The organism is Geoglobus acetivorans (assembly GCF_039641995.1).
Taxonomy (GTDB): domain Archaea; phylum Halobacteriota; class Archaeoglobi; order Archaeoglobales; family Archaeoglobaceae; genus Geoglobus; species Geoglobus acetivorans.
Genome location: NZ_CP087714.1, coordinates 210,629 through 235,385, shown reverse-complemented (window position 1 = coordinate 235,385; position 24,757 = coordinate 210,629). Strand labels below are relative to the sequence as shown.

The following is a 24,757-nucleotide window of genomic DNA, read 5'->3' as shown; positions in this document are numbered from 1 at the left end:
ATATTTTTAATAGACATAATCTCATGGAACCCGAACAGAAAAAGTTCAGATCTGATTTGAAGCTCACAATTTTCTATCACGGTGAGTTCGGAGAGAGGTTCATAGCCAATCTCATGAATTACAGGAATTCCTGTCCTTCATTCGGCGCATGCAGCATCGACGGATGCGTTCAGTGCAAGGAAAACATTTACAGCTTCTCCAAAAACATAGTTGCAACTTTCGGTATGATTGATCCCATGAACATGCCCGATTTTATTGAGGATGCAGACGAATTCCTGCCAAAGGAGATTCCCAGAGCAGACATAGCAATAGCAATAAACCTGCATCCCGATATCCTGATTGCTCTGCCAGATAAACTGGCCGAACTGGGATACAAGGCATACATCGTCCCGGTCGAGGACTCGAGATGGTGCAGTGCAGGACTTGCAAAGCAGATAAAGGAGAAGTGTGAAGAACTCGGCATGGAATTCGCAGCACCCAAACCCTTCTGCATTCTCAGAGAGGACCCCAAACACCCCACGATAAATCGATTCATCAGGGAAATGGGAATGGGGTACCCGGAATTCGAGATCGAAGTGGAGGAGACTAACGGGAAAAAGAAGATAACTTCTGTCAGAATCCTGAAAAGCGAGCCGTGTGGGGCAGCCTGGTATGTCGCAATCAAGCTGAGAGAGCTTGAGTTTGAGGATATGAGAGAGCTGTGGAATGTGGTTGCCGAGGCGCACCACAGCTTTCCGTGTACGGGCAGCATGGAGAGGGATAATGAGTACAATGAAACCATACTGCACATCGCAGGTTACTCTGTAAGGCATGCCGTGAACAAAGCACTTGGTTATGAGGGTGACGAGGACATCCCTGAGCACATACAGCACATAATCCTGGGTGAAGATTAAAATAGTCTCAAACCCAGTTCCATTTATGATTATTGACGTAAACGGTGTTGGAGTTTATGCTGATGGTAGCGGAGATTTTCTCTTCATCCATGGGGCAGGAATGAGTTCAGACGTTTTTGAAAGGCAAAAAAATATTGGCATGGTCATCGATCTTCCAAATCATGGAAGGAGTGGAAAGCTTGATGTTAAATCCCTTGGAGACTATGCTGAATTTCTGATAGAACTTATTTCCGAGCTCGGATTGAACCCTGTGATTGCAGGCCATTCAATGGGAGGAGCCATAGCTCAGGAATACATTTTGAGGGGTGGGAAAGCCAGAGGTCTTGTTCTTATTTCAACAGGGGCAAAACTTCCTGTAAATCCAAAACTCATCGAAGGGTTGAGGAACAACTTTGAAGAGATGGTTGAAAAGCTTGGAGAGTGGATTTTTGCAAAGGACTTTGAAGGAATCAGGCTAAAACAGAAAATAAAAAGCATGCTCCTTCAGAGCAGAAATGTTGTTCTGGATGACTTCATGCTCTGCAACTCATTCAACCTTGAAGATAAGTATATCTCAGGAGAAATGGATTTCGAAATCCCCGTACTGATAGTTTGCGGAAACGCAGATGTGATGACCCCTCTGGCATTTTCTGAATTCCTCAGAGATCACATACGGACATCAAGACTTGCAGTGATTCATGGTTCGGGACACATGCCGATGGTGGAAAAACCGTCAGAATTCAACAAAATAGTAATGGAATATTTAAGAAACGTTGGATGACTTAAGCTTTTTCAGCAGCTTCTCTTTCTTTTCTGAATCCACAAGGCTGTGTTCAAGCACTTCGTCAATTCTCGATACCGCCACGATCTCGATTCTGCCCTCATGCTCCGCATCAAGCAAAACATCATCAATGTTGTCCTTCGGAATTATCACCTTCTTCAAGCCAGCCTGAATTGCCGCCTCTATTTTCTGCGTAACTCCTCCAACGGGCAGAACGTCTCCCTTCACTGAGAGGCTTCCGGTCATGGCAACGCTCTGATCAACCTCCACACCCTCCAAAGCAGAGACAACTGCTGTTGCTATGCTGATGCTTGCAGAATCTCCCTCCACTCCCTCGTATGTTCCGACGAACTGGATGTGCACATCATAGTTTGACATATCCTTACCAATGATCTTCTTGATTATTGCCGAAACGTTCATCACCGCCTCTCTCGCAATCTCCTGCAACCTACCCGTTGCTATGATCTTTCCTTCTTCCTTGCTAAGTGCAGGTGTTACTTCCGCTATAATTGGCAGAACAATTCCAGCCGATTCTCCAATGACAGCAAGACCATTAACTCTGCCCACCATCTCCCCTTCAGTTATGAAAAGTCTGTAATCCTTCCTTCTTTCGATATACTTGTCTGCAAGCTGCTCCTCTATGCTCTTGGAGATTCTCTTGGCTTTCAGTACATGCTCTACAGTTACGTATTCTGCTCCCTCAGACCTTGCAATATCTCCTGCAGTTCTGACGATTCCTCCAAGCTCTCTCAGTCTCAGGGTCAGGTGTCCTCTTCTGCCAGCCCTCCTCTTCGCCTCCCGTATAATTTCAGCAACGGCCTCTCTCGTGAAATGGGGTATTTTCCCATCCCTCACAATTTCCTGAGCAACAAATCTGACAAGCTTCCTTCTGTTTTCCTCGGTATCCTCCATGGTATCGTTCATGTATATTTCATACCCATAACCCCTTATTCTGCTTCTCAGGGCAGGATGCATTCCGTAAAGTGCATCAAGATTTCCGGCAGCAACAAGAACGAAGTCACACGGAACTGGCTCGGTCCTGACCATTGCTCCGCTGCTTCTCTCACTCTGCCCAGTGATCGGAAACTTCTTTTCCTGGAGAGCTGTCAGCAGCTTCTGCTGAGATTCTATCGTCAGCGTGTTGATTTCATCAATGTAAAGCACACCCCTGTGCGCCCTGTGGATTGCACCCGATTCAACTCTCTCATGTGCCGGAGTCTCAAGACCGCCGCTCTGGAATGGATCGTGCCTGACATCACCAAAAAGAGCGCCCGCATGCGCTCCGGTCGCATCCTCAAAAGGGGCAGTTTCCCTGCCAGAGTTGTTCACAAGGAGCTTTGGGACGTTCTTTTCTTCCCTCGGCATCATGTATCTTGCGAGCATGAATATCATGACTGCCGCAATGATACCCCAGAGGAATTCGCCGATGAGGGCTGAGTAAGCTATGACAAAGAACACAAGTGTGAAAAGGAACATGTTCTTTGCCTGTTCCTTCTTCATCGCTTCCTGTTTGTACGCCTCGACAATCTCCTTACCCTTTCCGGCAGGTACAGTCCTTATTCTGGGCTGGTTGGGGTCTTCAGGGTTGGGATATACCAGAATGTCCTCAAGTTCTTCTTTCGGCAGTAATTCTGCCATTGCCTTTGCAAGCATCGATTTTCCTGTTCCGGGGGAGCCTATGAGCATCACATGCCTTTTCTGGACTGCTGCCTTCCTTATTGCCTCTACTGCATGGTCCTGACCGATGACCTGATCAATGAGGCTTTTGGGAACTTCAATTTCTTCAGTAGTTCTGAACTCCAGCCCACCCAGCAGTTCATCAATGTTTTCTGACATTTAGCATCAGAATGTATGGAAGGTATTTAAATAATTAACCAAATCAGGAGTCATCGAGGTCACCCATATCAAGCTCGGAAAGGATTTCGAGGTAAAAACTTTCCAGCTTTTTGTGCCTTATCTCGGCTATTTTTCTTGCAGTGTTTGTGTACATCAGATTTCTGAGGTTCAGCAGTTTTTCCTCAAAGTGATTCAGCGTGCTTTTTATGTCCCTGCCCTTCTCTCCAGAATACATGAACGCCCTCGCAACACCTATCAGCCCAATGGCGTCGAGTTTGTCTGCATCACTCAGAATTTTGGCCTCAAGTGTCTTCGGTTTGATTCCTCCTGAAAAAGAGTGAGCCTCAATGCAATGACAGACCCTTTCTACGAAATCCTCGCTGTAACCTCTTTCCTCCAGAATTTTCCGGGCAATTTCTGCCCCTCTGATCGCATGGTTTTCCTCACCCCTGGCTATGTCGTGAAGTTCTGCGGCAATTCTGATAATCTCTATGTCACCTCCCTCTCGCTCTGCTATGAACAGTGCAAGTTTTTTTACTCTTTCAACGTGATCTCCATCGTGGGGCAGAGAGACACCTCCCATCAGCTATTTCCTGAAATTTTGCTGTCAGAATTTAAATTCCTTCCCTCCAGGCTGTTTGAAAGAGTCCACAAGATTTTTAAACAGACTCGCATCACAGCGCTATTGAATCCCGCCTTAGCTCAGAGGTAGAGCGCGGGACTGTAGTCTGCCCTGCCCCTGCAGGGGGGCAGTGATCCCGTGGTCCCCGGTTCAAATCCGGGAGGCGGGACCATTTACTTTTGGTTCAGGTCCCATTTTTTAATCCCCCTTCAAGATGTCCTGCATACCGGTTGAACCACTATTCGGTCCGGAATCTCCCGCCCTGAAAATCGCTTACATTTAAATAAAGAAAATTTTATAAAAGCTAACAAAACAAAAACCTATTAGTAAATAAATAAACAAGTTGAAATATGAAAAAAATTGTACTGATTCTAAGTTTGATAGCAGTCATGGTGGCGGCGGGATGCATCGATTCGGAGAATCAGGTGAAGCCCACACCCACCCCTGCAGAAACCCCTACACCCCTCCCGGAGAAGACTCCTGAGGTTGTGGGAGAGAACGTATCTGGCCTGAGCAACCTCGCCCGATTCAAGTCGGAGGAGGAGCTTAAGGAATACCTTGCAATGAGGGAGGTCTTCTACGGCTACCCCATGTTCGGCGTAGCTGTGCAGAAGGGGATGCCAGAGACTGCAGAGGTGCCGCTGCCGGCTCCGACACCCACTCCAACCCCCATACCAACGCCAACGCTGGTAGGTGATCGCGGTGTGGTGGAGAAAGCTGCGGAGAGGTATTCCGAGACCAACGTTCAGGTTAAGGGCATAGACGAACCGGACATAGTCAAGACGGACGGAAAGAACATCTACTACTCAATCGGCATGGCCAGAATCTACATGCCGCGGGTTATAATGCCAGAATATTACGGGAAGATTCTGTCCGTTTTCGCCTTCCCTCCAGACAACATGAGCGTCAGCTTCGAGATACCGAAGGACGGAAACCTGCTTCTCTACAAGGACAGGCTGGTGGTGCTGAGGTACAACGAGATCTCTGGTTATGACAAGGAGAACGGGAAAAACGTGTGGAGAATTGACGTTGACGGCAGCATTGTGACGGCGAGGCTCTACGGAGACTACATCTTCGTCATCACGAGGAGCTACCTCGACTACTACGACCCCTGCCCGGTAGAGCCAGTGAGAGTTAACGGAGAGGCTCTGGAGGTCAAGTGCACGGACATCTACTTCCCCAGAGGTATAAGCTCTGAAGTGCTTTACACGGTGATGAAGATTGACCCTGAAAGCGGAGAGGTCGAGAAGACTTTCAGCTTCATGGGCAGCTACAGCTCCACAGTTTACATGTCAGAGAACGCCATCTACATCGCCTACACCAAGAGGATGGGTGAAGATGAAATTTACTTCAAATTCCTGCAGGAGAACCGGGACCTTCTTCCAGAGGACGTGCTGAGCAGGATAGAGAAGGTGATGGGCTACGACATAGGCAATCAGGCCAAGTTCATCGAGATTCAGAGTGCAATCTCAAAATATCTGCTCACCCTCGACAAGGAGGAGAGGCTGAAGTTCGAGAACGACTTCTGGAACAGGATGCAGGACTTCAGGAAGGAGCACAAGAGAGAAATTCAGAGGACGTACATCGTCAAGGTCAGCCTGAACCTCGAGCCGCTTGCAGATGGAGAAATTCCGGGAAGGCTGCTCAACCAGTTCTCTATGGATGAGTATATGGGATACCTCAGGGTGGCAACGACCCTCGGAGATGAGAACGACCTGTACGTGCTCGACGAAAAGCTGAGGGTTGCCGGAAAGATTACCGGCTTTGGCGAGGACGAGAGGATTTACGCGGTCAGGTTCATCGGAGACAGGGGCTACATAGTCACGTTCAGAGAGACAGACCCGTTCTTCGTCATTGACCTGAGCAACCCGAGGAAGCCGGAAATAAAGGGCGAGCTGAAGATACCCGGTTTCTCCTCGTACCTGCATCCGGTTGAGAGTCACTTAATCCTTGGAGTGGGGAGAGAGGGAAGTTACGTCAAGCTCTCGCTCTTTGACGTGAGCGATGCAGCAAACCCGAAGGAGGTTAGCAGGTACACTCTGAAGGAGTACTGGAGCGAGGTGCTGTACAACCACCACGCCTTCCTGATGGACAGCAAGCACGGGATATTCTTCCTGCCAGCTGGCAACCACGGATACGTGTTCTCCTATAAGGACGGCCTGAAGCTTGTGAGGGCGATAGACGTGCCTGCGGTCAGGGCAATCTACATAGACGACTTCCTCTACATCCTCGGAGACTCGATCGCGGTTTACGACGAGAACACCTGGGAGAGGGTCGCAGAGCTCAAGTTCGGGTGAAAACCCGATTTTCCCAATTTTTTGAGGTGAGGCGTCGTGGATCTCAGGCACGCGATCGCCGTGGTGGTTTTGGGAATCCTTTCCGGCCTTATTGTGTTTGGTGTGATGAATACTTTCGAGGAAATTAAGGGGTTTCAGGCTTTTCTGGCAACCTCCGCAGTCATCAGCTTTGCTCTCACCGCGTTGTACCTCGCTGTCATCGGGAAGCCTGGAGACAAGAGGGTCCTCTTTTTCTCAGCATTTGCTGTGCTTATGGTATCTCTCGCAGTCTTTGTCATCATACTTGGCTTTGCGCTTAGATCGGAGTAAAGGAGCTGCATGTTGAAGTAACAGAAGTTGGTGAGCGTGCATTTCTGTATCGGAGGAGGAGCTGAGCAAGAATCCAAAGCTGAATGAGGCGATAGAAAAAGCGATGAATTCCGGGAGTACAATAGTTGAAATCACGGGCGGGGAGTCGAAAGGCCTCGGGAAATATTACGGGAAATGCATCATCTACCGGGGGGAAGGAGTTTGAGATCCGGCTTGCGGTTACATAATCCAAAAATCTCAGAATTTCGCTTTCACGCTCTGACCATCAAACTCGACAAGGCCCGCTTTCTGCAGAACTGCCACATGGTAGTGCAGGGTCTTGTAGCTCATTTCGAGAGCTTTTGCCAGCTCACCTATCCTCATTCCTCCATTTCTGCTCAGCACGTCAAGAATCTTTTTCCTCGCATCAGATCTGAGAATTATTTTCCTGTCAATGTCTCTGCCGTTGAAAATGAAGTACTCGAGCGGGAATGCGAGCCTCTCCTTACCCGCTTTTATGGTTATTATGAGCCCCTCACTTTCGAGAACCTCAATGTGGTGCCTGAGCGTGCTTCTGTTCATTTTGAGATGGTTTTCCAGGTCTCTCAGGCTGACTCCCGGATTCCGAGACAGGAACTCCAGAATTCTTTTTCTGTTTCTGTTCTCCAGCCTGACCTTAATTTTTCCGGCGAAGAGCGGAAGGAGCTTCCAGATGGCAAGGGCGCTTACGGCGAGAGTGGCTATGTGGTGCATCTTTATCCAAAGAGGCAGTTCCCAGAAGGAGACCCTGACCTCATCTGCAGGGTCGTTTTTAACCCTCTCCATTAGTTCCTCATCGCTGACGTTTGCCGGTTTTATCGTGGCAGCATCAGAAATAGAGAACAAACTCTGAAAAATCAGTAAAAACGTGAACAAGAGTAAAACTGAGATTTTAACCATCATAACACTGTTAAAGAATAATACTGAACCCCACTCACCCTCTCGCCGTACACCCTGAAATACCACACTCCCTGTTCGGAATTCTCGACGGTTAATGCTATTTTACCATCAACCGCACCATCACTCGAATCTCTAAAAGGGCCATACACATCACCGTTTGGAGAGTAAAGCGTTAGGGTGAGGCTGCTGGACGGATTGTTCCAGATCAGATAAACATCGAATGTAGGTGAAGAGACGTATCTGCTGAACCAGTCGGTCTCTCCCTGTTTGATGGAGTCGTACACGGTATTTATTCCAATTTCCCCGGACTTTGCGTAGACTGGAAATGAGAGGATGAGAACCGCCGCCACCATCATTGCAGCAAGTCTTAGCTTCATAGCTGGTATTGATTTTGAAGGAATATAAACTTTCTGACCATGTTTTGAGAATATAAAATTGTAAAAATAATTCTCAAGATATGGTCAGAAAATATTTATGTCTGAAAAGTTATAATATTAGATGACAGAACCGAGAGGTGGTGCGATGAGAGGAGCATTGGCGGTGTTGCTGGTTTTGGTGATAGGGGGAGGAATAATAAGTCCGGTGGTGGCTGCAGAAATGACCAGCGCTGGGGATCTTGACTCTCTGATATCGAAATACAATGGAACAGGGAAAGAGTACATCAAAAAAGTCGGCCCGGGGAAATATGTTGTTAGAATTGACGAAAACAGTAAAATAAGAAATGTAATTTTAAAGGACATTTCGGAATATCTTAAAAACAAAGCTACTAAAGACTTAGAAAATCTCAAGAAAAAAGGGATTCAGGTGCCTTCACCAGGAGAAAGAAATTCCAAAACTTCTGGATCGATTGTGTCACCAAATTCCATAAGAGGTACGTGCATACTGGATACCTCCAGGGACATTGTAACGTGTGCCGGATGGGACGATCAGTGGGAATACTGGAATGGCGATTATGTTGAGGGACAGACTTATTTTGTGGCAAAGTGCGACCCCATATATACTAGCTGCGATCTGGAAGGCTGGTCCTCAGGAACATGGCATGGAAGCGGCAATGCGGATGAAATAAGGCTAATTACGGAAGTTACAATTAGCGGATTCTTCCTGACCATTTCATGGCCTCCATCGTTTACGTATTACAGCAACACCGGAACTTTTGAAGACACGTTTAACGATGTTTCAAGTGCGATGCACAGCTACGCAAATCTCCATGCAGAAGACTGGCTGGGCATCACTGGCATGCGCCAGCGAGACGATGCAAACGTCAGAATAGGGAATAATGCGATACATGTCATTTCAGAAGTTTATTTTTAAATTTTTACAAATTTTATAAATCTTCAAGAGGTGAAAAGTTGTGAATAAAAAATCTGTGTTGCTTGTTTCCATCCTACTTTTTTTAACAGTTATGGGGATTAAGGTGAATTTGAATTCAGAAAAGGAATCTGGCAGCAAGTTTTCAAATCATGATTTCTTTGAAAGCAACTGGACAGAAAACACTATCAGGCTGATAAGAGCATCAAGAACTGTAGATGGTGGTTACGCAGGATTCAATACTAAACCGGAACTGCATTCTACATACTATTTTGTAATGATTTCAGATTTCATTGGTTTGGAGCCACTGTACAGACAGAGAACTGTAAAATATCTGGAGGGAGAACTCGAAAAATTCAACACATCAAAAAATACACTTGAAGACCTCTACTATATCTCCAAATCTCTGTATTATCTCGACAAAGCAAGGTCTTATGAGCACAGGAGTAAAATAATGGGTCTACTGAATTCATATCAGGCGGAAAGTGGAGGTTTTGCAAATGCTGTTGGGGGTGTTCCAACCGGATTTGCCAATCTTGCAGCCTCTGAGTTAATGGGCCTGTATCAAATCCCATCTGAAAAATTTTACGAATACATGTATAGTAAATACTTGAATAATAGTTATATGAGAGACTTATTCCACCTTGAAGAAGTTATCGTCTCTCTCCACAACATTGGAGTGGATGTGAAAAGATTGCCAAATATTGACCAGAGAAAAGACTATCTAAATGAGGTTAAAAAAGAAATTCTTTCCCTAAAAGAGCTGAAAAAATCAGGAAATCTGGCGTATGTACTTGCGTATTTAAATGTTGCAAGTATATTAAATGAGTCTCCAGGAATACCAGACGAAGTGATTAGATATATAATCTCCCAACAAAACAGGGATGGGGGTTTCGGTTTTGATTTTAGTCCTGTTTCTAACGAATTTGGAACGTATGTGGCTCTTAAAATTATTGCGGAATCGGGCTATGAAATCCCAAACAGGGAAAAAATAGCCGAGCTCGTGACACTTCATGAATTGCCTACAGGAGGATACACGCCGATCGTAAGAGGTCTGGCTGCAGCAAAATACACGTATTATGCGGTAAGCATCCTTAAGGATTTAAATGAATCCTACGACAAATCTGTGGAGACTTTTTTTGAGCATAGATTCTGGGAAGCTGTCGAAGACCTGAAATCTGGAAGATACAATTTTGATTTCTACCCAAGCATTGCTGGATTAACTCTTCTGGGGAAGGCTGTGGAGAGAGACGTTGTTATCGATGCATGTATGCCGTATGTCGAGATGTTTGCAAGTGGAGAACTTGACAATCTTCAGGTGTTTTATGAGTGCATGACAGCTCTCAAATTAGTAAATACAACTCTGAAAGGTGATACAATGGACAAGATAATAGAGAGAATTTATGGGTTCGAAAGGGATGGATACTTTTGCATAGAAAAAGATTGCAACATTGTGGAAGCTCAAAAAGAGACGATGGAGTTCATAGAGGTGCTGAACTACCTGAACGCCGAGCCGAAAAACAAAGAGAGCTTGGTGGAGTGGCTGAAATCACAGCAAAATAGCGATGGCGGATTCGGATTGGACAACAAGTCGAACATTCTAAGCACGTATTTTGTTGTGAAGAGTCTCAAAATATTGGGTGAAACGCCAGAAAATCCCGATGGAGTTCTTGAATTTCTGGAAAGATGTAAGCGAAAGGTTGGTGGATTCAGTTTTACGGCAGAAGACGAAAAACCAACGATTATCACCACATACTATGGGGTGAAGACGGCAAGGCTAATTGAAGGTGGTGTAACTTGATGTTTGCAAAATCCTTTCGAACTCTGAATACTTTTTTGAAGTTTATAATGGCATTATTGACTAAAAACAGCATATCGATTCTTGTTCAGTGGTATCAAGATCTCTTTCGAGGATGGTATGACTCCTATGAAAGCCCTGTACACAGTAAATTTGACGATCAAGATTTCTGGGGACTGAAATCAATAGCATACAACGCTCCTATCATATCTATATCCGATCCAAAACAAGCAGTGAAAGACCTTGCTAGCTATTCAAGACAATATCGAGACGATTTGGATGCACTTATAAAAATCGATCCGGATACAGGTACACCATACATTATGCCGGAGGACATGGATCAAGTGAAACAAATAACCCAAGATCTTGTGAGAAAGACTGCAGGCTACGTGAAAGGGCTTATTGAGTATTACAACGAGAATGCTTACAGCACTCCATTGGGGGTAAGTAAATGAACAAGAGGATTAAAGTTGCATTATCTCTTCTTTTTTTAGTTTTCTTCATGGGATTTCTCTTTTCAGGATTTACTCTGGCTTTCGTAAACCTGCCAGCAGAATACGATTACAGGGTAATCTACGAGATTGACGGTGAAATCCCGCAAAACATCACGCTGATGCTGCCAGTCCCATACTTTGAAGGTGAGGTTGCGAGACTCAGACCTCCACCCGGGGTTAACGTTAGCTATGTGGAAACAGAATATGGAGAGATGCTGAAAGTGACAATTACAGTCAACAGCGAGATTGACAGGATGCACATGCTGCGCATTGCCCACTTTACCAGTCATGAAAAGACGATCGATGTTGTGAAGGTGAATGCAACCCTCTCTCCCCTCCTCCGAAAAGAGCTGCAATCAAGAAAAGAAACCAAAGACGGGTTTTCAGAGGCTTACAGAATAAAGGTTCCGGTATATGCAGAATTTGATGGGAATGCCAGTATCGAAATCCTTTACAATGATGATTCTGGCTTTCAGGCACTACCATTCTTTTTCCTCCCGCTCCCATGGGAGCCGAAATACGAGTGGAGGCCGTACATTGGCCACAAAAGCTTGAAGTTCAAAATAGTATCTAAGGGCTGGCAAATTGTGGAAGGAGTGGAGAGTTTGGGAATAAGGTACCAGAGGATGTGGTAGAACGAAGCAAATTAAGTGGGTGAGTGTGTTGCTGATTTTCGTAATGATGAGCATGGCAAGTCTTGCAATGGCTGCAAACACTGCAAAAATGAAGCCAGTAATGACAACAGAAAGAAATGAGTTACACAAGAACATAAACGTCATAAAAATTGACCCCAAAATTAAGAATGCAACGCCATACTGGATCATCATTGCTGCTGGCAACATAGAAAAAGGCAGAGCAGCAACCTTCAAGTACATCGATAGCAGTACAAATCTGACAAAAGAGGAGAAAGTTGAGCTGAAGAAGTTCGTTAAAGAACTGTGGAGGAAGTACCGCGTAAGGGCAATTAAGGATGGTAACGTAACTCTGATCACTCTGAACTCAAAAGCAGGGATAAACCTTACACATGAGGAGGAAGTTATGCTGGAAAAGGTTGCTCAGTCTGATAAAATATCTCGAATCGGTATTGATTCCTGTGGCCTTCTGCCTCCTCTACAGAAAGGCGAAAACCTTTCTCGTCTTCCTGCCTATGCCTGTAATTATGGGATATCTTTTCTGGATTGTGTGATGGGGTGAGCGGGTGAGATGTATGGGTCCTGAGAGCAAAGAGGTAATCTCTAAAGCACTGCCTGTTAGAGCGGATGTTTATAATGGTACACTAACAGTATACTACAGAAATGGTGAAAAGAAGGTGCTAACGTTCTATGGAGGATCTCCATGAAGAAGTTACTGCTACTTACTGCTCTAATTTTCTCAGCCATTTTGTTCTTCATTTTTTTAGAGCCCACAAGAGATATCAAAGCTAAAAGCGGGAATCAGGACATTGTATACGTAGGTAAAATAGCAGATGCCGCACACGTAACAGTGGGAAACGCCATCTGGACTGGTAAAGATATAATCCTCACAGATGTTTTCACAATCCGGAATGAAAACATGTCTATGAAGTTTCTGAAGTTTGACCCACAGCAGAACAGCACTGAAAAAATTTTGGAGCTTGATGGGCTGGGTGACCGCAAAGCTGCAGTTTGGACAGGGAAAGAGATTCTAATTTTTGGCGGTATTGTTACAGACAGCGCTGGCAGATATCTTCCGACAGATCTGATAGTGAGCTTTAATCCTGAGACATACGAGCTAAAAGTGCTGAATGTTACTCTCCCATATCCGGCAGCAGATATCTCGGCAGTGTGGACTGGAGAATACGCGTATCTCTTCATGAAAAGCAGAAACTCGGATACTCCAGAAGTCTGGAGGTTCGACCCGAAGAACAGCTTAATGGAGAAGCTTAATGTTGATTATCCAGAAGGTTTCGACAATCCCGGCTTCACAGTCCATTCAGCAGTCTGGTTTGATGGTAGCATATTTCTATTTTACAAAGACAGGATTGCCCGCTTCAATCCATCGGAGGGCTCGTTTGTGTGGCTTGAAACAAAGCTTCCAACAAAGCAACCTGACGCTTGGACAAGAGCAGCGGTAGCTACGGATGATGGGATTTACGTTATTGGGGGAAGCAATGGCTTCACAAACTTTACTGACGAAATCATCAGATTTGATCCGGAAACTGGAGATGCAAACGTGATGAAGTCCAGACTTCCCACTCCCAGGGGTGGAGCTGTCGCGGTTTGGGATGGCAGATACGTGTACGTCGTGGGAGGATGGAGTAGCAGAATGTATCTCAACGAAATATTGAGGTTCGATTACAGGAAAAGTGGTTAACAAATATTGCAATGGAATAGCATGTTTTTAGAAAATAAAAACAAAAATATATTCTCAAAACATAGTCAAAAAGTTTTTATTTCTATAAGGTTATAATATTAGATGGCAAAAACCAAGAGGTGTGCAGCATGAGGGGTTTGAGAGAACTGGTGGTTTTATGCCTCCTTAGTGTTGTATTTGTTGGAGGCTTTGCAATGACAACGTCAAGCGGCGGACCCTTAAAGGGGACAAAATCTGATGAATTTGAGAAAGTGAATAACCGCCTTCCAGTATACTACATAGGTAAAGACGTTGGAAAATACTTCAGTTCATCAACTGAGATAAAAGACCTTAGAAAAATTAAGGGAAAGCACATTCTTGTTGTTGATGGAGGGAAAGCAAGAAAATTGCCCGGAATAAGGGATTTTCTTCGTGAAGAAATCCTGTCAGGAATACCCGTAATCGTCGTGAATGGAAGTACCGAAATAGCAAAAAATCTGTTTGAGGGTCAGTTCAGCCCCCAGATTGTTGATGGCAGAAAACCTGATGGTAAAAAAATTGGAGAAGAGAAAGTGTACGGATTTATAATATATCAGATCAACAGGACTTTGTTTAGCAAAGTATTTGTTTCGACTGATCCAAGTTCCGCCATTGTAAAGGAGGCTTACTCTTGGGCTGAGGAGAACATACACCCATATGCAGGCGATTTTACGATTCAGACGTCACCCTACTGGAACCAAGTATATCAGCTTAATTACACAACAGGAAACGACTGGCAACCTTACGGGAGACTAAATGTGAGAACCCTGTATTACAAACTGTACAATGACGGTTCTGGAACTTATGACTGGTATAATGTACATGTTAGACAACAGTCTGTGCCAGGTGAATTGCTGTGGAACTCTGGATGGAAAACTGCGGACATGTACACATGGGTTGATGCCAATTACTATCGGAGCGGTTACTTCCTTTCAGACTACTCTCCAACCACGACATCGGGTGCCTCGACGGTTACCGTTTCAGTTGGTGTCACAGCTGGAACCGATGATGCACAGGTGTCAGCATCGCAGTCTTGGAGTTACACAATCCCTGATGTTGTGGTTTACGACCAGAGCGATTATTCTCAGGAACTGGCAAAATGGTGGCATAACGTTGATGAAGGAAAGGCCGTAGGGTCAAATACCTATCAAATTGAACCAGGAGCCACTATCAGAGTTCCAGATGGTGATCCAATGGACTGGAGAGAGCATTATGGTGTAAAATACGGTAAATTCAACATACTCTTTTGGACATATACCAATGAAGGGTATGTAGAGTTCAAAATATAGAATTAAAAATATTTTTTAATTATGTGATATTGGATAAGCAGATGGGAGGGGACGATATAATGGAAAGGTCTATGAATGTTGCGTCTGAAAAAGATGTGGTCAGTCTTACGGGATATACACCAACACAAGGTCCAAACAACGAAAGTGCTTCAGTTTCTGCCTACTTGACAGCCGGAGACTATTATTCTCTCCAGCTGCAAATCCACACAAAGGGGACTGTTACAGGATTACATGATGTGTCTAGTGGCGATTCTGGATTTAATGCGTGGCCACGTGCGTCAAATGTACACTGGCAGTACGCCAGAGTCATATATTGGTGAGGAGTGAGATGGTATGAATATCGGGGTAAGTGAAGTTCTACTATTCACTCAATTTTTTGTTTACGGCATCGTGTTCTATATTGCATACAAAATTTATAAAAAAATTAAATAGTATTCGAACAGGTGGAAACACATGTTGCCAATTACTTGGGTGTATCTTAATAGCTGGATGGACTACACTGCAATTGTTGGTGTCTCGTATGAATCCTATGACGAATTGGTGGATGGTAGACTGTACCAGCCGGTGGTCACTTCGACAAATCTTCCCAATCTGGCCTTAGAATATCAGCAATTCAATAACGATTTGGGTGGTCCAGCATGGCATTATCGCAGTAGTTTCTGGGTTATTGACAGTACCCACATGTACCTGAATGTTAAGACCAAAGTTGGAAGCACTGGTACATACAAGGCGTTAATGGGTGGTGGTCCGGGATACATTCCGTATGCATACCCGTATACGGCATATCTCTATGTGAATTGACATTCAATGGAGGTGAAGCTGTGTCTCTATTATTAAAATTTTTTTTTAAGAGCATCAAGACAGACGTTAAATCCGAATTGAAGTACTTGTTTCTGTCAATCATTGTCTTGTCCTTCTGGTTTTTTGTGGTGTCCATACCTTCCATAACTGCGTTTAGTGAGGTTGGCCCGTATCAGGTTGCCCAATTCGACTTGTTTGTAACCGGCCCCATAAGTGAAGAATTTGCAAAAAAGCTGGAAAATAGTGGGAATCTGGTAGTCAAAGGCAAGATAATTGGAGGAGTTGAAGTGTGTGGCCAATCGGGCAACTGTAGAAAGCTGGACCTGTTTATTGTGGACAATCTGACGAAAGCGCTTGAATTGACGGAAATAAATTCAGCATATCTCAAAGAAAGTATCGGAAATGGTGGTGCCATCATAGATGTGGCTACTGCAAACAAGCTGAATGTAGAACTGGGCAGTTATGTGACCATACGGGTGAAAAATGTGACAGAAAACGTAGAAATAACTGGTATACTGTTCCCAACTTCTGCATCCCGAAACAGAATAGTGGTGGATGAAAGGGCTGTTAAGAACATCTCAGATATGTTCGGGGGATATTCCTCTTTATGGGTTAAGCTGTCCAACAAAAGTGATAAGGGTGATGTGGCACTCATCGCTGACGAACTGTATTTCGTTGCAAAAAGGGCTGAAATTTTGGATAAAAAGAAAGCAGAACTTGACAATCTGGAAAATGCCACGATTATGAGAACCATGCGTTATGGTGGATTTCTGGTAATTCTCGCCATTCTTCTGCGGGACATTCAGTCCACATTTAACCTGAGGTCCGGGGACTTTGCAGTTCTGATCATGATGGGCGCATCCAGGAATTTTGTGTCTCTCCTTTTTACGGCGCTGACCGTTTTGAGATGGCTGCTGATCGTGCTGCCGGTTTCATATGTTCTGGCTAAGGCATACGTCGAAAATTTCGTGGGGCTCTTCATGCCGCTGGATGCCAGCTTTATAATTTCGGTTTTCCTGCTCGTGGTATTTTCTGTCATCGTATCTTATCTTGCATCCTACTGGCTTTTCAGAAATTTTGATCTGGCCAGAACTCTTTCGGAGGTGAGATGACGGTGCTTGTGACCACAGGAGTCTACAAAAGCTTTGGAAATCATGAAGTCCTGAAAGGCATTGACTTCAGGGTTGCTCCCGGAGAATTTGCAGCAATTTTTGCTCCATCGGGATCGGGTAAAACAACGCTCCTCAACATCCTTGCAACAGTTCTCAAACCGGATAAGGGAGATGTGAGGATAAACGGTAAAAGTGTCCTGAAAATATCAGAAAATGAACTGAATGCTTTGAGGAGGGATTACATAGGGTATGCCCACCAGTCCTGCAAGATGGTAAACTCATTAACTCTGGCGGATAATCTCGCACTGCCCTTATTAATCAAAGGTGCCCCTAAAAGTGAGAGTGTCAGAGCTGCGAATGAAATTGCCGGAAAGCTCGGTTTGACAAGCAGACTTGGAAAGTACCCCTTTCAGCTCAGTTTTGGTGAGCGGAAGAGGGCAGTTATAGCAATGGCCCTGTGCAAAAAGCCCAGGCTTGCAATTATTGACGAACCGACAGCGAATTTAGATGATTCAAATGGCAGGGTAGTTCTGGAATTGCTTGACGAATTCAGAAAGGGTAATGACGCTGCGGTGGTGGTGGCAACACACGATGAGCGTGTAAGGGAGTATGCTGATAGGGTGTATTTCCTGCATGAGGGTGGGCTGCACGCAGATGCTGAATGAGCGATGAATGTAAATTTCTACTTTAAACTTCTGATGAACTCCTCTTTCTCGATTTCTGCCAGCTTCAGGATTCCCAGGAGCGTTCCGGGCCTGAGCTCATCATGCAGTGGGACAACAGTGGTAATCTTCCTTCCACCGGCGTACTTAACTAAGGATACATGGCTACCTCTCTGCCTGCTGACTCTGAACCCGAATTTTTTTAGGCCCCTTCCCAAATCACATTTCAGCCAACCTTTGTAACTCCTTCTTTTCTCTAAAACCCAAAGCTACAACAATCCCAATCAAAAGGACATTCAGAGCTGCAAACTTATACACAGATCTCATCGTATATCTATGCAATTTCCTCAAACTGAATGATTTAGCGAGTTTAAAAACATCCTCAATCACAGATCTCACAGACTTAAAACTCTCCCATTTCCCCAACAAATTCATCAGCTTAGCCTTTAAACTTTTAAACAGCTTCATCTCCTTCTTCAAATTCCTGGAGCTGAAAATACTCAAAGGGTAGCTCAGCAAACCGTCAAGCCTTTCAACGTCAAAGTTAGAGCGAGGGAATATCAGAGGAACGACTCTGTACTCATTTAAGCCAATCAGGTAGTTCCTGTAGGCGTAAAAGCCTTTATCCATAATGATAACGTCTCCTTTTCTGGTTATTCTCCTCTTTCTAAGCTCTTCCATGACCTCTCTAAATATCCGTGCTTCATGCTTATTTGCTGGATGCAATAAGAACAGTAAAGGCTTCATGGAAGGATATTCCAGAACCAGAGTCAGTTTCATGCCAATAAACTTCCCTTTGGCTGAGTATCCCCATTTGTAGTCTTTTCCTTGCAGATCCTTCTGTTTAACACGCCTTCTGAACCAGTTTACGTCTACGCTCACGTCAGTGCAATCGATGATCATTCTGGTGTTTCTTGCCCTTTTCTTCGTTATTGAGTTGAGAATCCTGAGAATCATGTTTATGAATCCATTTAGGCTGAACTTGGAGAGGAAAGCGTAGACATAGCTTTCCTTTGACACCTCTTCCTCTTTTATTCCCATAAACTCCCTTAGTTCTTTTCTCTGCCTTATTTCTCTGATGACATGAGAGATTCTGGTTGAGAAGAACATTGAAGTTGTCACGATCTTCAACACAGGAATTGCTTTAAGGCTGGTGTATCTTGCCACTATTCTCTTCACTTTCCTTAAAGCGTAAAACTTCGTTTTACTGTCCTTCAGCTTTCGCTGAAGAAATCGAAAATGTTAAGTATTTTTGACAACAGCTTCCATCTGTAGTCGCTCTGGTCGACTACGAGGGGGATTTGCATTGAAACCACCGGAGGAGGCTTATGCCTCCTCCTACTTATGTTTTACGGTTTTTGGTAGGTTTGTTTCCTTTGAAGAGGTATTTTGCAATGTCTCTTTGTGTGGTAAGGCTGGATTGTCTGTTGTTTGTTGATTAGATAGATTAGAGAAGAGATTAGGCTGGAGGTTGTGTAAGGGCCCTAAATTTTTTGGTGAGAACTTTAATGACGTCTTCACCCGACAATCTCGGCAATTTCGACATTCAGCACACCTACGACATCCCGTCTTTCAAGCTCCTCCCTGATTTCCGGCATTTCCTCCAGATATAGCTCCACAGCCTCCTTTATGTTTTCAACTGCCTCCTCTATCGTCTTGCCCTGCGTCGTAACGCCTGTGAAGACTTCTGTGATGATGTACCACTCCTCTTCTCTCCAGACAATTACACTGAGTTTCATATTGAGAATATTGGCTCTGTAGTTTATAAATCCTGTTTCCGGAATTAGAGCGTTGCTAGGACATGAGCTGCAATGCAATTATTTATGGATGCCTTGGGTCTTTAAAAGATGCATTTTCCCAGCACACATCTTGTGTACTAAATAAACTTTATGACCATGTTTTGAGAATATTAAATTAGAAAAATAATTCTGAAAATATGGTCAGAATATTTTTATGTCTGAAAGTATAGTAATATTATGTGGGCGAAGGTGTGATGCGATGAGAGGAGCATTGGCGGTGTTGCTGGTTTTTGTAATGCTGGGAAGTTTAGCGAGCTCAGCAATTGCTACAAATACAAACGCAAATGAAAAACTAAAACTCCCAGAAGAACTTACAAAAGAGGAATTGATGCAGCTATACAGGAAATACAACATAACAGAGAACGACATTAAGTTCGCCAAAGGGGAGCTGCCACACTACTTGGAAGGAACGATTTTGTATGGCAAGGTTGTAACGATGGGAAAAGTGATCAAAGAAGGTAACAAAATCACTGTACAGAACTGGATTGATCCTAAATTTTACAGATGGTCCATAGATAACGGATATAGAGTCGTGAACGCTACTGATTACTTTGAAATAGAAGAGAAGGCAAGAAAGGAATATATCAGGAAGTATGGTATAGACCCTATGAATCCAAAGGTTGACATTGTGAATGGTGTTCCGCTACCAAAAGAATACGTAGCAGAGTTAATTAAAAGTGGAAAACTGGATATGAAGTTGAGCGGAGCTGGACAACTGGCATCAAGCAGTCCAGAGGGGCCTTACGCAAAATATGGCAAGTTGTATCTCTGGATTTATGGAGCAACTGATGACGGTCATAAACCTCTTCAACCTTATTTGATTGAAACTCTCGGTGCTTACTTCCGATTTAGACAGTTCGGTCCTAGCGATCTCTATTACTATCATATATCAGACTACTGGGATGCAAGCGATGTTTCGCCATACGATAATTCTTCAAAACTTCTTGATGATCTCAAACAGGATACAGACTGGGTCAGATATTACCACAATGATGGTGACCCAGTAAACGACATCGTTATTGGATGGGTCAAGTATGCAGACCATAATGGAATGGCTTATAGGAATGGGTCTTTCAGCGTTGCTGCAACTCAGGCAGCTGGTGAAGACTGGCCTCATGACAGCATCGCTCAGCATGAAATACCCCACAATTTTAACGCACCTGATCGGGGAACTTGGTGGTGGGAACATCCTGAATGCATTATGAATTATGGATGGGCGTATCTTGGAACGGATAAATGGGATACTGAGGACTGGTGGATAGTCTATGGCAACATAAACGGACTGTGGGAGTAGAGGGTGTGAAGAGATGAGCAAGCTCAAGTTCATATCGTCAATATTTTTATTCTTTTTAGCTGGAGTACTTTCTTTTGTTATTGGTCTGGCAATAGCTGAAACCAGACCGCCATTTGAAGCGAGAAGTGAAATAAATGTGCCAGTTCTGATCTGGTTTGCCATCACAATCCTCTCATTCATCAAGCTCAAAGTGAGTCTTAGCAGGAAAATTGTTTATGCTGTAACATCATTCTCAGGGTTGCTTGTTGCTTTCTTCCTCTGGCTTGCCCTGATAGCTTTTCCTGCTCACGACGTGGTTTTTCTGAGCATACACAAACTTGACTACGAACCGGGAAGCTACTTTGTACTGACTGAAGATGACTTGAACAGATACCCTGAATTGCGAAAAGCTCTGGAGATGATGAGAGAGAAAGGGGAAGAAAGTATAATATATTCCCTCCCGAAAGACAGAGGTAACGAAATCTTCGGATACCTGAATAAGAGACAGAAAGACGCATTAATAGGAAATCCCGCCTCATACTCCCTATACGCCATCCGGTTCAAGTATGAAGGAGAGTTTTACGGAGTTGACTTGATGGTAACGTAGTGTGCTGGTTCAAGTTTTATGAGCTTGATATATAATCGACAGAAAACGATAATCCATTGCCTACCAATATCAAAATATGGGGGTTAAAATTGTGGAACAGAAAAATCTGTTAAAGTCGTTAGGGTGTAAGGAAAATGAAGCAGATGAAGTCAGAAAGTTTGAAAAGAGGCTTTAAAATAACGATCGGGTTAATTTTGATTTTATTCTTACTCCCGATGGTATCTGGCAAAAGCTTATCAGAATCCATTTCTGGAATTTTGAGCATAACTTCGATACTTTTTGCAACGCTATTTCTCTCATTGCATTTAGAAGATAGAATAAAATTTGGAATAGAAAGAGGTAGATATTTCTGGCTTTATTTACTTCTCCTGTCAGTACTTGGCGTTTTGATTGCCGTTAATCTGCTAATGGGAGTTAAACTCGAGAATCTGATAAAACTCGCCACTTTCTCTTTACTGATAATCCTTGCCACAGCAGTTACACCAATCTTGCTCAGATGGGTTCGTTTCGAAAAAAAGGCGGATCTCAGTTTTAAAGACGTAGTTAAGCTTACTGGTGTAGCTTTACTTCTTGCCCTGCTTGTAGGTGGGGTGGTGGTATTATTAAAGCTTTCAAGTTATGTGCTGTGAGGATAATACGTGACACGCCTTTTTTAGAAACTAAATATTAAAAGGGATGGGATATAGGTGGTGTAGAGTTTCACTGCTTTAGATACTGCCGTTGGGAAAGATACTGCAACGCTTTTCACGACATTTCTTAAGTCAGTTATATATTTTTAATTCGGAACTAAAGTTTTTAGCCATTAACTTAAGAGTTTAGTTGATAGCTAAATAGTTTAATTAGTAATTAAAATATTTAGATAGTAAATAAACGAAAATAATAAATATGTTTGATGTTCAATGCCTTCTGAGGTGACGCGGTGAAAAGAGCCGTGGCGGTGTTGCTGGTTTTTGTGATGCTGAGCAGCGTAGTGAGTCCGGCAATGGCAGACAAACCAAAAGTAACAGAGCAAAAACCTGTTAAAACGATTGGTTTTGCAAAACTAAAGCCAGTTAAGCCACCAAAAGTAATAAAACCAGCTAAAAAGCTTAAACCAACAGAAGGGGACTGGAAATTCGTAAAGGATGTTATGTACGATCTAACAGAAAAAGAAAAGAATAGAATAATCAATGAAGCAAAAAAGATATACGAGGGAAATTCAAAATTATCCAAAAAGGAACAAACCAAAATTTTGCAGACCATAGCGTACTACATAACTATAGCAACAGAATCTTCAGGGGATGTTGGAATTCTATGGAGTTATGATACTCATGAAGACCTGTCTTACACTGCTGGAGACAATTTGAATTATGTGACGAGTGCTCATAAAAACACCTTAAAAAGTTATGCTACTTGGGCTGACGATCATAGAGAGGAGCCAACTGAATTTAACGTTACCCAAAACAGACATAGTTGGGTAATTGGAGACATTCCAGTTCCAGGATACGATAATTACGGCCCAGATTCTTTGGAGTTATATTTAAACAGAGCTAGAAACCAATTCGAGCAGGGAAATGTCGAGGAGGCATACGTATACATTGGAAAAGCCCTACACTACATTGAGGATTTAGGAAATCCTTTTCACACCTCGTCGGTTTATGGCCAAGCCCACCATATAGGATACGAAAGTTGGGTTAGCAATCACTGGAGCGAGTTAAAGTCGGCGATGTACGTTAATGAATACTACATTATCACAGATCCAAGCGAAGATGCAAAAAACTTTGCAGCTTTCTCACATCAATACTTGCAGCAGATCTGCGACATAATGAACACGCCAGGATGGGAAAACAACCAGCAATTAAATGAACAATTGAAGAGCATTACGAGAACGCTAATAAGTGAAACCATGAAATATACAATGGGTATGATCGTTTACGCTACCAAGTTTGAATCGCCTGATACTGCTGGTTCTAATTATGTTCCAATCTATGACCATCAGACTTCCTACGTCAACATAAATGATGTTGCCTGCAGCGATCAGGTTTTGGCAATTGTAGAGATAGACCACACTTATCCGGCAGATTTGTCGAAGACAGCAGGTTTGAGCTGTTGAACGAGAACATCTGGGGTATAAGTCTGGCGAAGTTTGAAGGTGATGAGGCCATACTTCTGTACGGTCCGAAGAGCATGTATCTGCTGGATCTTGGCGGTAAAGGGGTTGTGAAGCTCTACGAGGCGAAAGAGGGGTATTGTCTTACTCCCGTAGAAGTGAGCGACGGTGATGGTGATGGACGGGATGAAGTTTTTGCTGCACTTCACAACGAAACCGAGAGCCTTTTCACCGAGCTTGAATACGTGAACGGCAGGCTGTGGGAGAAGCTGGAAGTCCAGATAAACGCCAAAGTTTTCTCGATACTGTCCTTGGGCAGCAGAGACTTCCTGCTCGGATCGAGTGCTGGGCTATACCTTCTTAAATTACCAAAATGAAAAAAGGGTGTTGCTGGCATCAAATTCCTATCAAAATCTCCATCAGCCTCAGCCCATCGACCCTCCCCAGCTTCCCCCTCTTGCACTCCTTCTCCGTGAACCTGCTGACGTCGTCTCTTTTACCATCCCTGATCACGAACGGCACCTCCTCGGCCACATGAGTTCTCAACTTCACCGGCGTTGGGTGATCGGGGATGAGCATTATCTTCGTCTCGTCCAGATCGAGCCTGTCCAGCAAGTAGCCAACAATCTTCTCGTCGTACATCATTATTGCCTCGACCTTCTTCTCTGCCTCACCCTCATGCCCGACCTCGTCTATCCCTTCAGTGTGAAGCACGACAACGTCGTGGCTCTTTAGCGCCTTCAGCGTCGCCCTCGCGAGTCCTCTGTAATTGGTGTCCACGTATGCAGTCACCCCCGGCACATCTATGACCTCCATGCCCATCGCCTTTCCAACGCCTTTCAACAAGTCTACCTCGCTTATCATCGCCCCCCTCAGGCCGTACTTCTCCACAAACTCTGGAAACTCCGGCCTCTTTCCACCGCTCCACGGCCATATCATGTTCGCCCTGCTCCCAATTTCTGCAAGAACTTCCACGCTCCACTCCATCAGCTCGTTGAGCAGCCTGGCTAAATGGCCGTTTGAGGGAAGGTACTTCTCGTATCTCTCACCCATGATGTCATGGGGAGGGTAGGTTTTTGGAATCTCATCGAAATCCTTGTGGAGCGCAAGTATTCCCCTGAAGCTCACGCCATGGTGGAAGCTGACGAAATCGTACTCGCACTCTTTGTTTAGAGTTTCAAATGCCCTCCTCGCCTCCTCGTCTCCAATCCTGTTCCCGCTGTAGTCCACCATCACGCCGTTCTCCACATACACAAGATTGCACCTGAAGAATGTCCTGCCCTCGACGCCCATCGCCACTGCCTCTATCGGCCCCCTGCCGGTGTAGTACCTCCTCGGATCAACTCCGAGGATCGTCATGTTGGCTATGTCGCTCCCCGGCTCGAAACCATCCGGGATGGTCTTTGCCACACCGCAGACACCCTCTCTCGCAAGATAGTTCATGTTCTCGGGATCAGCATAGTCCAAGGGCGTTTTGTGCCCGAGGCTCTCCACCTCCCAATCAGCAAGCCCGTCGGGAATGAGGATGAGGTGCTTCATCC

29 protein-coding genes and 1 tRNA gene are annotated in these 24,757 nt (G+C 44.3%); 22 read left to right on the top strand and 8 right to left on the bottom strand.

Annotated features, from left to right (window positions below; all coding sequences use genetic code 11):
* Window positions 1–23: 23 nt before the first annotated feature.
* On the top strand, window positions 24–893 hold the full coding sequence (locus tag LPQ35_RS01350; protein WP_193806565.1) for a DUF166 family protein: 870 nt from the start codon (window positions 24–26) through the stop codon (window positions 891–893).
* A 25-nt stretch (window positions 894–918) separates the two neighbouring features.
* A complete protein-coding gene (locus LPQ35_RS01345; protein WP_193806566.1) occupies window positions 919–1,653 on the top strand; it encodes an alpha/beta fold hydrolase in 735 nt (244 codons plus the stop codon).
* Here the strand turns inward: LPQ35_RS01345 and lonB are convergent.
* Together lonB and LPQ35_RS01335 are read right to left on the bottom strand one after the other, a co-directional pair.
* Window positions 1,636–3,489: an ATP-dependent protease LonB gene (lonB, locus tag LPQ35_RS01340; RefSeq protein WP_193806567.1), complete on the bottom strand. Its 1,854-nt coding sequence runs from the start codon at window positions 3,487–3,489 to the stop codon at window positions 1,636–1,638. The two genes, LPQ35_RS01345 and lonB, sit on opposite strands and share 18 nt — an antisense overlap.
* Window positions 3,490–3,532: 43 nt before the next feature.
* Complete coding sequence (locus tag LPQ35_RS01335) at window positions 3,533–4,072, bottom strand: HD domain-containing protein (protein WP_193806568.1); 540 nt, start codon at window positions 4,070–4,072, stop codon at window positions 3,533–3,535.
* Between the two features lie 108 nt (window positions 4,073–4,180).
* Here LPQ35_RS01335 and LPQ35_RS01330 point away from each other — a divergent pair.
* From LPQ35_RS01330 to LPQ35_RS01320, 3 genes are all read left to right on the top strand, one after another.
* Window positions 4,181–4,283, top strand: a tRNA-Tyr gene (locus LPQ35_RS01330).
* A 178-nt stretch (window positions 4,284–4,461) separates the two neighbouring features.
* On the top strand, window positions 4,462–6,408 hold the full coding sequence (locus LPQ35_RS01325) for a beta-propeller domain-containing protein (RefSeq protein WP_193806570.1): 1,947 nt from the start codon (window positions 4,462–4,464) through the stop codon (window positions 6,406–6,408).
* A gap of 36 nt (window positions 6,409–6,444) precedes the next feature.
* Window positions 6,445–6,717 carry a hypothetical protein gene (locus LPQ35_RS01320; RefSeq protein WP_193806571.1) on the top strand — a complete coding sequence of 91 codons (273 nt, stop codon included), beginning with the start codon at window positions 6,445–6,447 and terminating at the stop codon, window positions 6,715–6,717.
* 237 nt (window positions 6,718–6,954) lie between these two features.
* Here LPQ35_RS01320 and LPQ35_RS01315 read toward each other — a convergent pair whose 3' ends face one another.
* Together LPQ35_RS01315 and LPQ35_RS01310 are read right to left on the bottom strand one after the other, a co-directional pair.
* Entirely contained in the window at window positions 6,955–7,581 is a 627-nt protein-coding gene (locus LPQ35_RS01315) for an ArsR family transcriptional regulator (protein WP_193806572.1), read from the bottom strand.
* Window positions 7,582–7,634: 53 nt separating this feature from the next.
* Window positions 7,635–8,012 (bottom strand): hypothetical protein, encoded by a 378-nt coding sequence (locus LPQ35_RS01310; RefSeq protein WP_193806573.1) that lies wholly within the window; start codon window positions 8,010–8,012, stop codon window positions 7,635–7,637.
* Between the two features lie 145 nt (window positions 8,013–8,157).
* Here LPQ35_RS01310 and LPQ35_RS01305 point away from each other — a divergent pair, with 145 nt between their 5' ends.
* From LPQ35_RS01305 to LPQ35_RS01250, 12 genes are all read left to right on the top strand, one after another.
* Entirely contained in the window at window positions 8,158–8,946 is a 789-nt protein-coding gene (locus LPQ35_RS01305) for a DUF4179 domain-containing protein (RefSeq protein WP_193806574.1), read from the top strand.
* A 40-nt stretch (window positions 8,947–8,986) separates the two neighbouring features.
* Window positions 8,987–10,744 (top strand): prenyltransferase/squalene oxidase repeat-containing protein, encoded by a 1,758-nt coding sequence (locus LPQ35_RS01300; protein ID WP_193806575.1) that lies wholly within the window; start codon window positions 8,987–8,989, stop codon window positions 10,742–10,744.
* Window positions 10,744–11,196: a hypothetical protein gene (locus LPQ35_RS01295; protein ID WP_193806577.1), complete on the top strand. Its 453-nt coding sequence runs from the start codon at window positions 10,744–10,746 to the stop codon at window positions 11,194–11,196. The genes LPQ35_RS01300 and LPQ35_RS01295 overlap by 1 nt, the downstream gene beginning before the upstream one ends.
* Window positions 11,193–11,870: a hypothetical protein gene (locus tag LPQ35_RS01290; protein WP_193806578.1), complete on the top strand. Its 678-nt coding sequence runs from the start codon at window positions 11,193–11,195 to the stop codon at window positions 11,868–11,870. Before LPQ35_RS01295 ends, LPQ35_RS01290 begins: the two co-directional genes overlap by 4 nt.
* Window positions 11,871–11,898: 28 nt before the next feature.
* Window positions 11,899–12,429: a hypothetical protein gene (locus LPQ35_RS01285; protein WP_193806579.1), complete on the top strand. Its 531-nt coding sequence runs from the start codon at window positions 11,899–11,901 to the stop codon at window positions 12,427–12,429.
* 13 nt (window positions 12,430–12,442) lie between these two features.
* Entirely contained in the window at window positions 12,443–12,574 is a 132-nt protein-coding gene (locus tag LPQ35_RS01280) for a hypothetical protein (RefSeq protein WP_318249201.1), read from the top strand.
* Window positions 12,571–13,566: a hypothetical protein gene (locus LPQ35_RS01275; RefSeq protein WP_193806722.1), complete on the top strand. Its 996-nt coding sequence runs from the start codon at window positions 12,571–12,573 to the stop codon at window positions 13,564–13,566. Before LPQ35_RS01280 ends, LPQ35_RS01275 begins: the two co-directional genes overlap by 4 nt.
* Before the next feature lie 128 nt (window positions 13,567–13,694).
* Complete coding sequence (locus LPQ35_RS01270) at window positions 13,695–14,873, top strand: hypothetical protein (protein ID WP_193806580.1); 1,179 nt, start codon at window positions 13,695–13,697, stop codon at window positions 14,871–14,873.
* Window positions 14,874–14,914: 41 nt separating this feature from the next.
* Window positions 14,915–15,193 (top strand): hypothetical protein, encoded by a 279-nt coding sequence (locus LPQ35_RS01265; protein ID WP_193806581.1) that lies wholly within the window; start codon window positions 14,915–14,917, stop codon window positions 15,191–15,193.
* A gap of 133 nt (window positions 15,194–15,326) precedes the next feature.
* A complete protein-coding gene (locus tag LPQ35_RS01260) occupies window positions 15,327–15,674 on the top strand; it encodes a hypothetical protein (protein ID WP_193806582.1) in 348 nt (115 codons plus the stop codon).
* A gap of 77 nt (window positions 15,675–15,751) precedes the next feature.
* Window positions 15,752–16,786 (top strand): hypothetical protein, encoded by a 1,035-nt coding sequence (locus LPQ35_RS01255; protein ID WP_193806584.1) that lies wholly within the window; start codon window positions 15,752–15,754, stop codon window positions 16,784–16,786.
* Entirely contained in the window at window positions 16,783–17,451 is a 669-nt protein-coding gene (locus tag LPQ35_RS01250) for an ATP-binding cassette domain-containing protein (RefSeq protein WP_193806585.1), read from the top strand. The genes LPQ35_RS01255 and LPQ35_RS01250 overlap by 4 nt, the downstream gene beginning before the upstream one ends.
* A gap of 17 nt (window positions 17,452–17,468) precedes the next feature.
* Here the strand turns inward: LPQ35_RS01250 and LPQ35_RS01245 are convergent, their stop codons facing one another.
* From LPQ35_RS01245 to LPQ35_RS01235, 3 genes are all read right to left on the bottom strand, one after another.
* On the bottom strand, window positions 17,469–17,666 hold the full coding sequence (locus tag LPQ35_RS01245) for a type II toxin-antitoxin system HicA family toxin (protein WP_203218944.1): 198 nt from the start codon (window positions 17,664–17,666) through the stop codon (window positions 17,469–17,471).
* Window position 17,667: 1 nt separating this feature from the next.
* On the bottom strand, window positions 17,668–18,627 hold the full coding sequence (locus tag LPQ35_RS01240; RefSeq protein ID WP_193806586.1) for a transposase: 960 nt from the start codon (window positions 18,625–18,627) through the stop codon (window positions 17,668–17,670).
* 338 nt (window positions 18,628–18,965) lie between these two features.
* The gene (locus LPQ35_RS01235) at window positions 18,966–19,187 is read right to left on the bottom strand and encodes a type II toxin-antitoxin system HicB family antitoxin (RefSeq protein WP_048093006.1); all 222 of its coding nucleotides are present in this window, start codon (window positions 19,185–19,187) and stop codon (window positions 18,966–18,968) included.
* Between the two features lie 259 nt (window positions 19,188–19,446).
* On the opposite strand from LPQ35_RS01235, the gene LPQ35_RS01230 reads away from it, so the two are divergent.
* The 5 genes from LPQ35_RS01230 (at window position 19,447) to LPQ35_RS01210 (ending at window position 23,593) form a co-directional block, all read left to right on the top strand.
* Window positions 19,447–20,541, top strand: a complete 1,095-nt coding sequence (locus LPQ35_RS01230; protein ID WP_193806587.1) for a hypothetical protein — start codon at window positions 19,447–19,449, stop codon at window positions 20,539–20,541.
* 13 nt (window positions 20,542–20,554) lie between these two features.
* Window positions 20,555–21,127 carry a hypothetical protein gene (locus LPQ35_RS01225; RefSeq protein ID WP_193806588.1) on the top strand — a complete coding sequence of 191 codons (573 nt, stop codon included), beginning with the start codon at window positions 20,555–20,557 and terminating at the stop codon, window positions 21,125–21,127.
* Between the two features lie 134 nt (window positions 21,128–21,261).
* Entirely contained in the window at window positions 21,262–21,756 is a 495-nt protein-coding gene (locus LPQ35_RS01220) for a hypothetical protein (RefSeq protein ID WP_193806589.1), read from the top strand.
* Window positions 21,757–22,046: 290 nt separating this feature from the next.
* Window positions 22,047–23,219, top strand: coding sequence for a hypothetical protein (locus LPQ35_RS01215; protein WP_193806590.1), 1,173 nt, complete (start codon window positions 22,047–22,049; stop codon window positions 23,217–23,219).
* Entirely contained in the window at window positions 23,216–23,593 is a 378-nt protein-coding gene (locus LPQ35_RS01210; protein WP_193806591.1) for a hypothetical protein, read from the top strand. Before LPQ35_RS01215 ends, LPQ35_RS01210 begins: the two co-directional genes overlap by 4 nt.
* A 19-nt stretch (window positions 23,594–23,612) precedes the next feature.
* Here the strand turns inward: LPQ35_RS01210 and LPQ35_RS01205 are convergent, their stop codons facing one another.
* Window positions 23,613–24,755 (bottom strand): cofactor-independent phosphoglycerate mutase, encoded by a 1,143-nt coding sequence (locus LPQ35_RS01205; RefSeq protein WP_193806592.1) that lies wholly within the window; start codon window positions 24,753–24,755, stop codon window positions 23,613–23,615.
* Window positions 24,756–24,757: the final 2 nt, after the last annotated feature.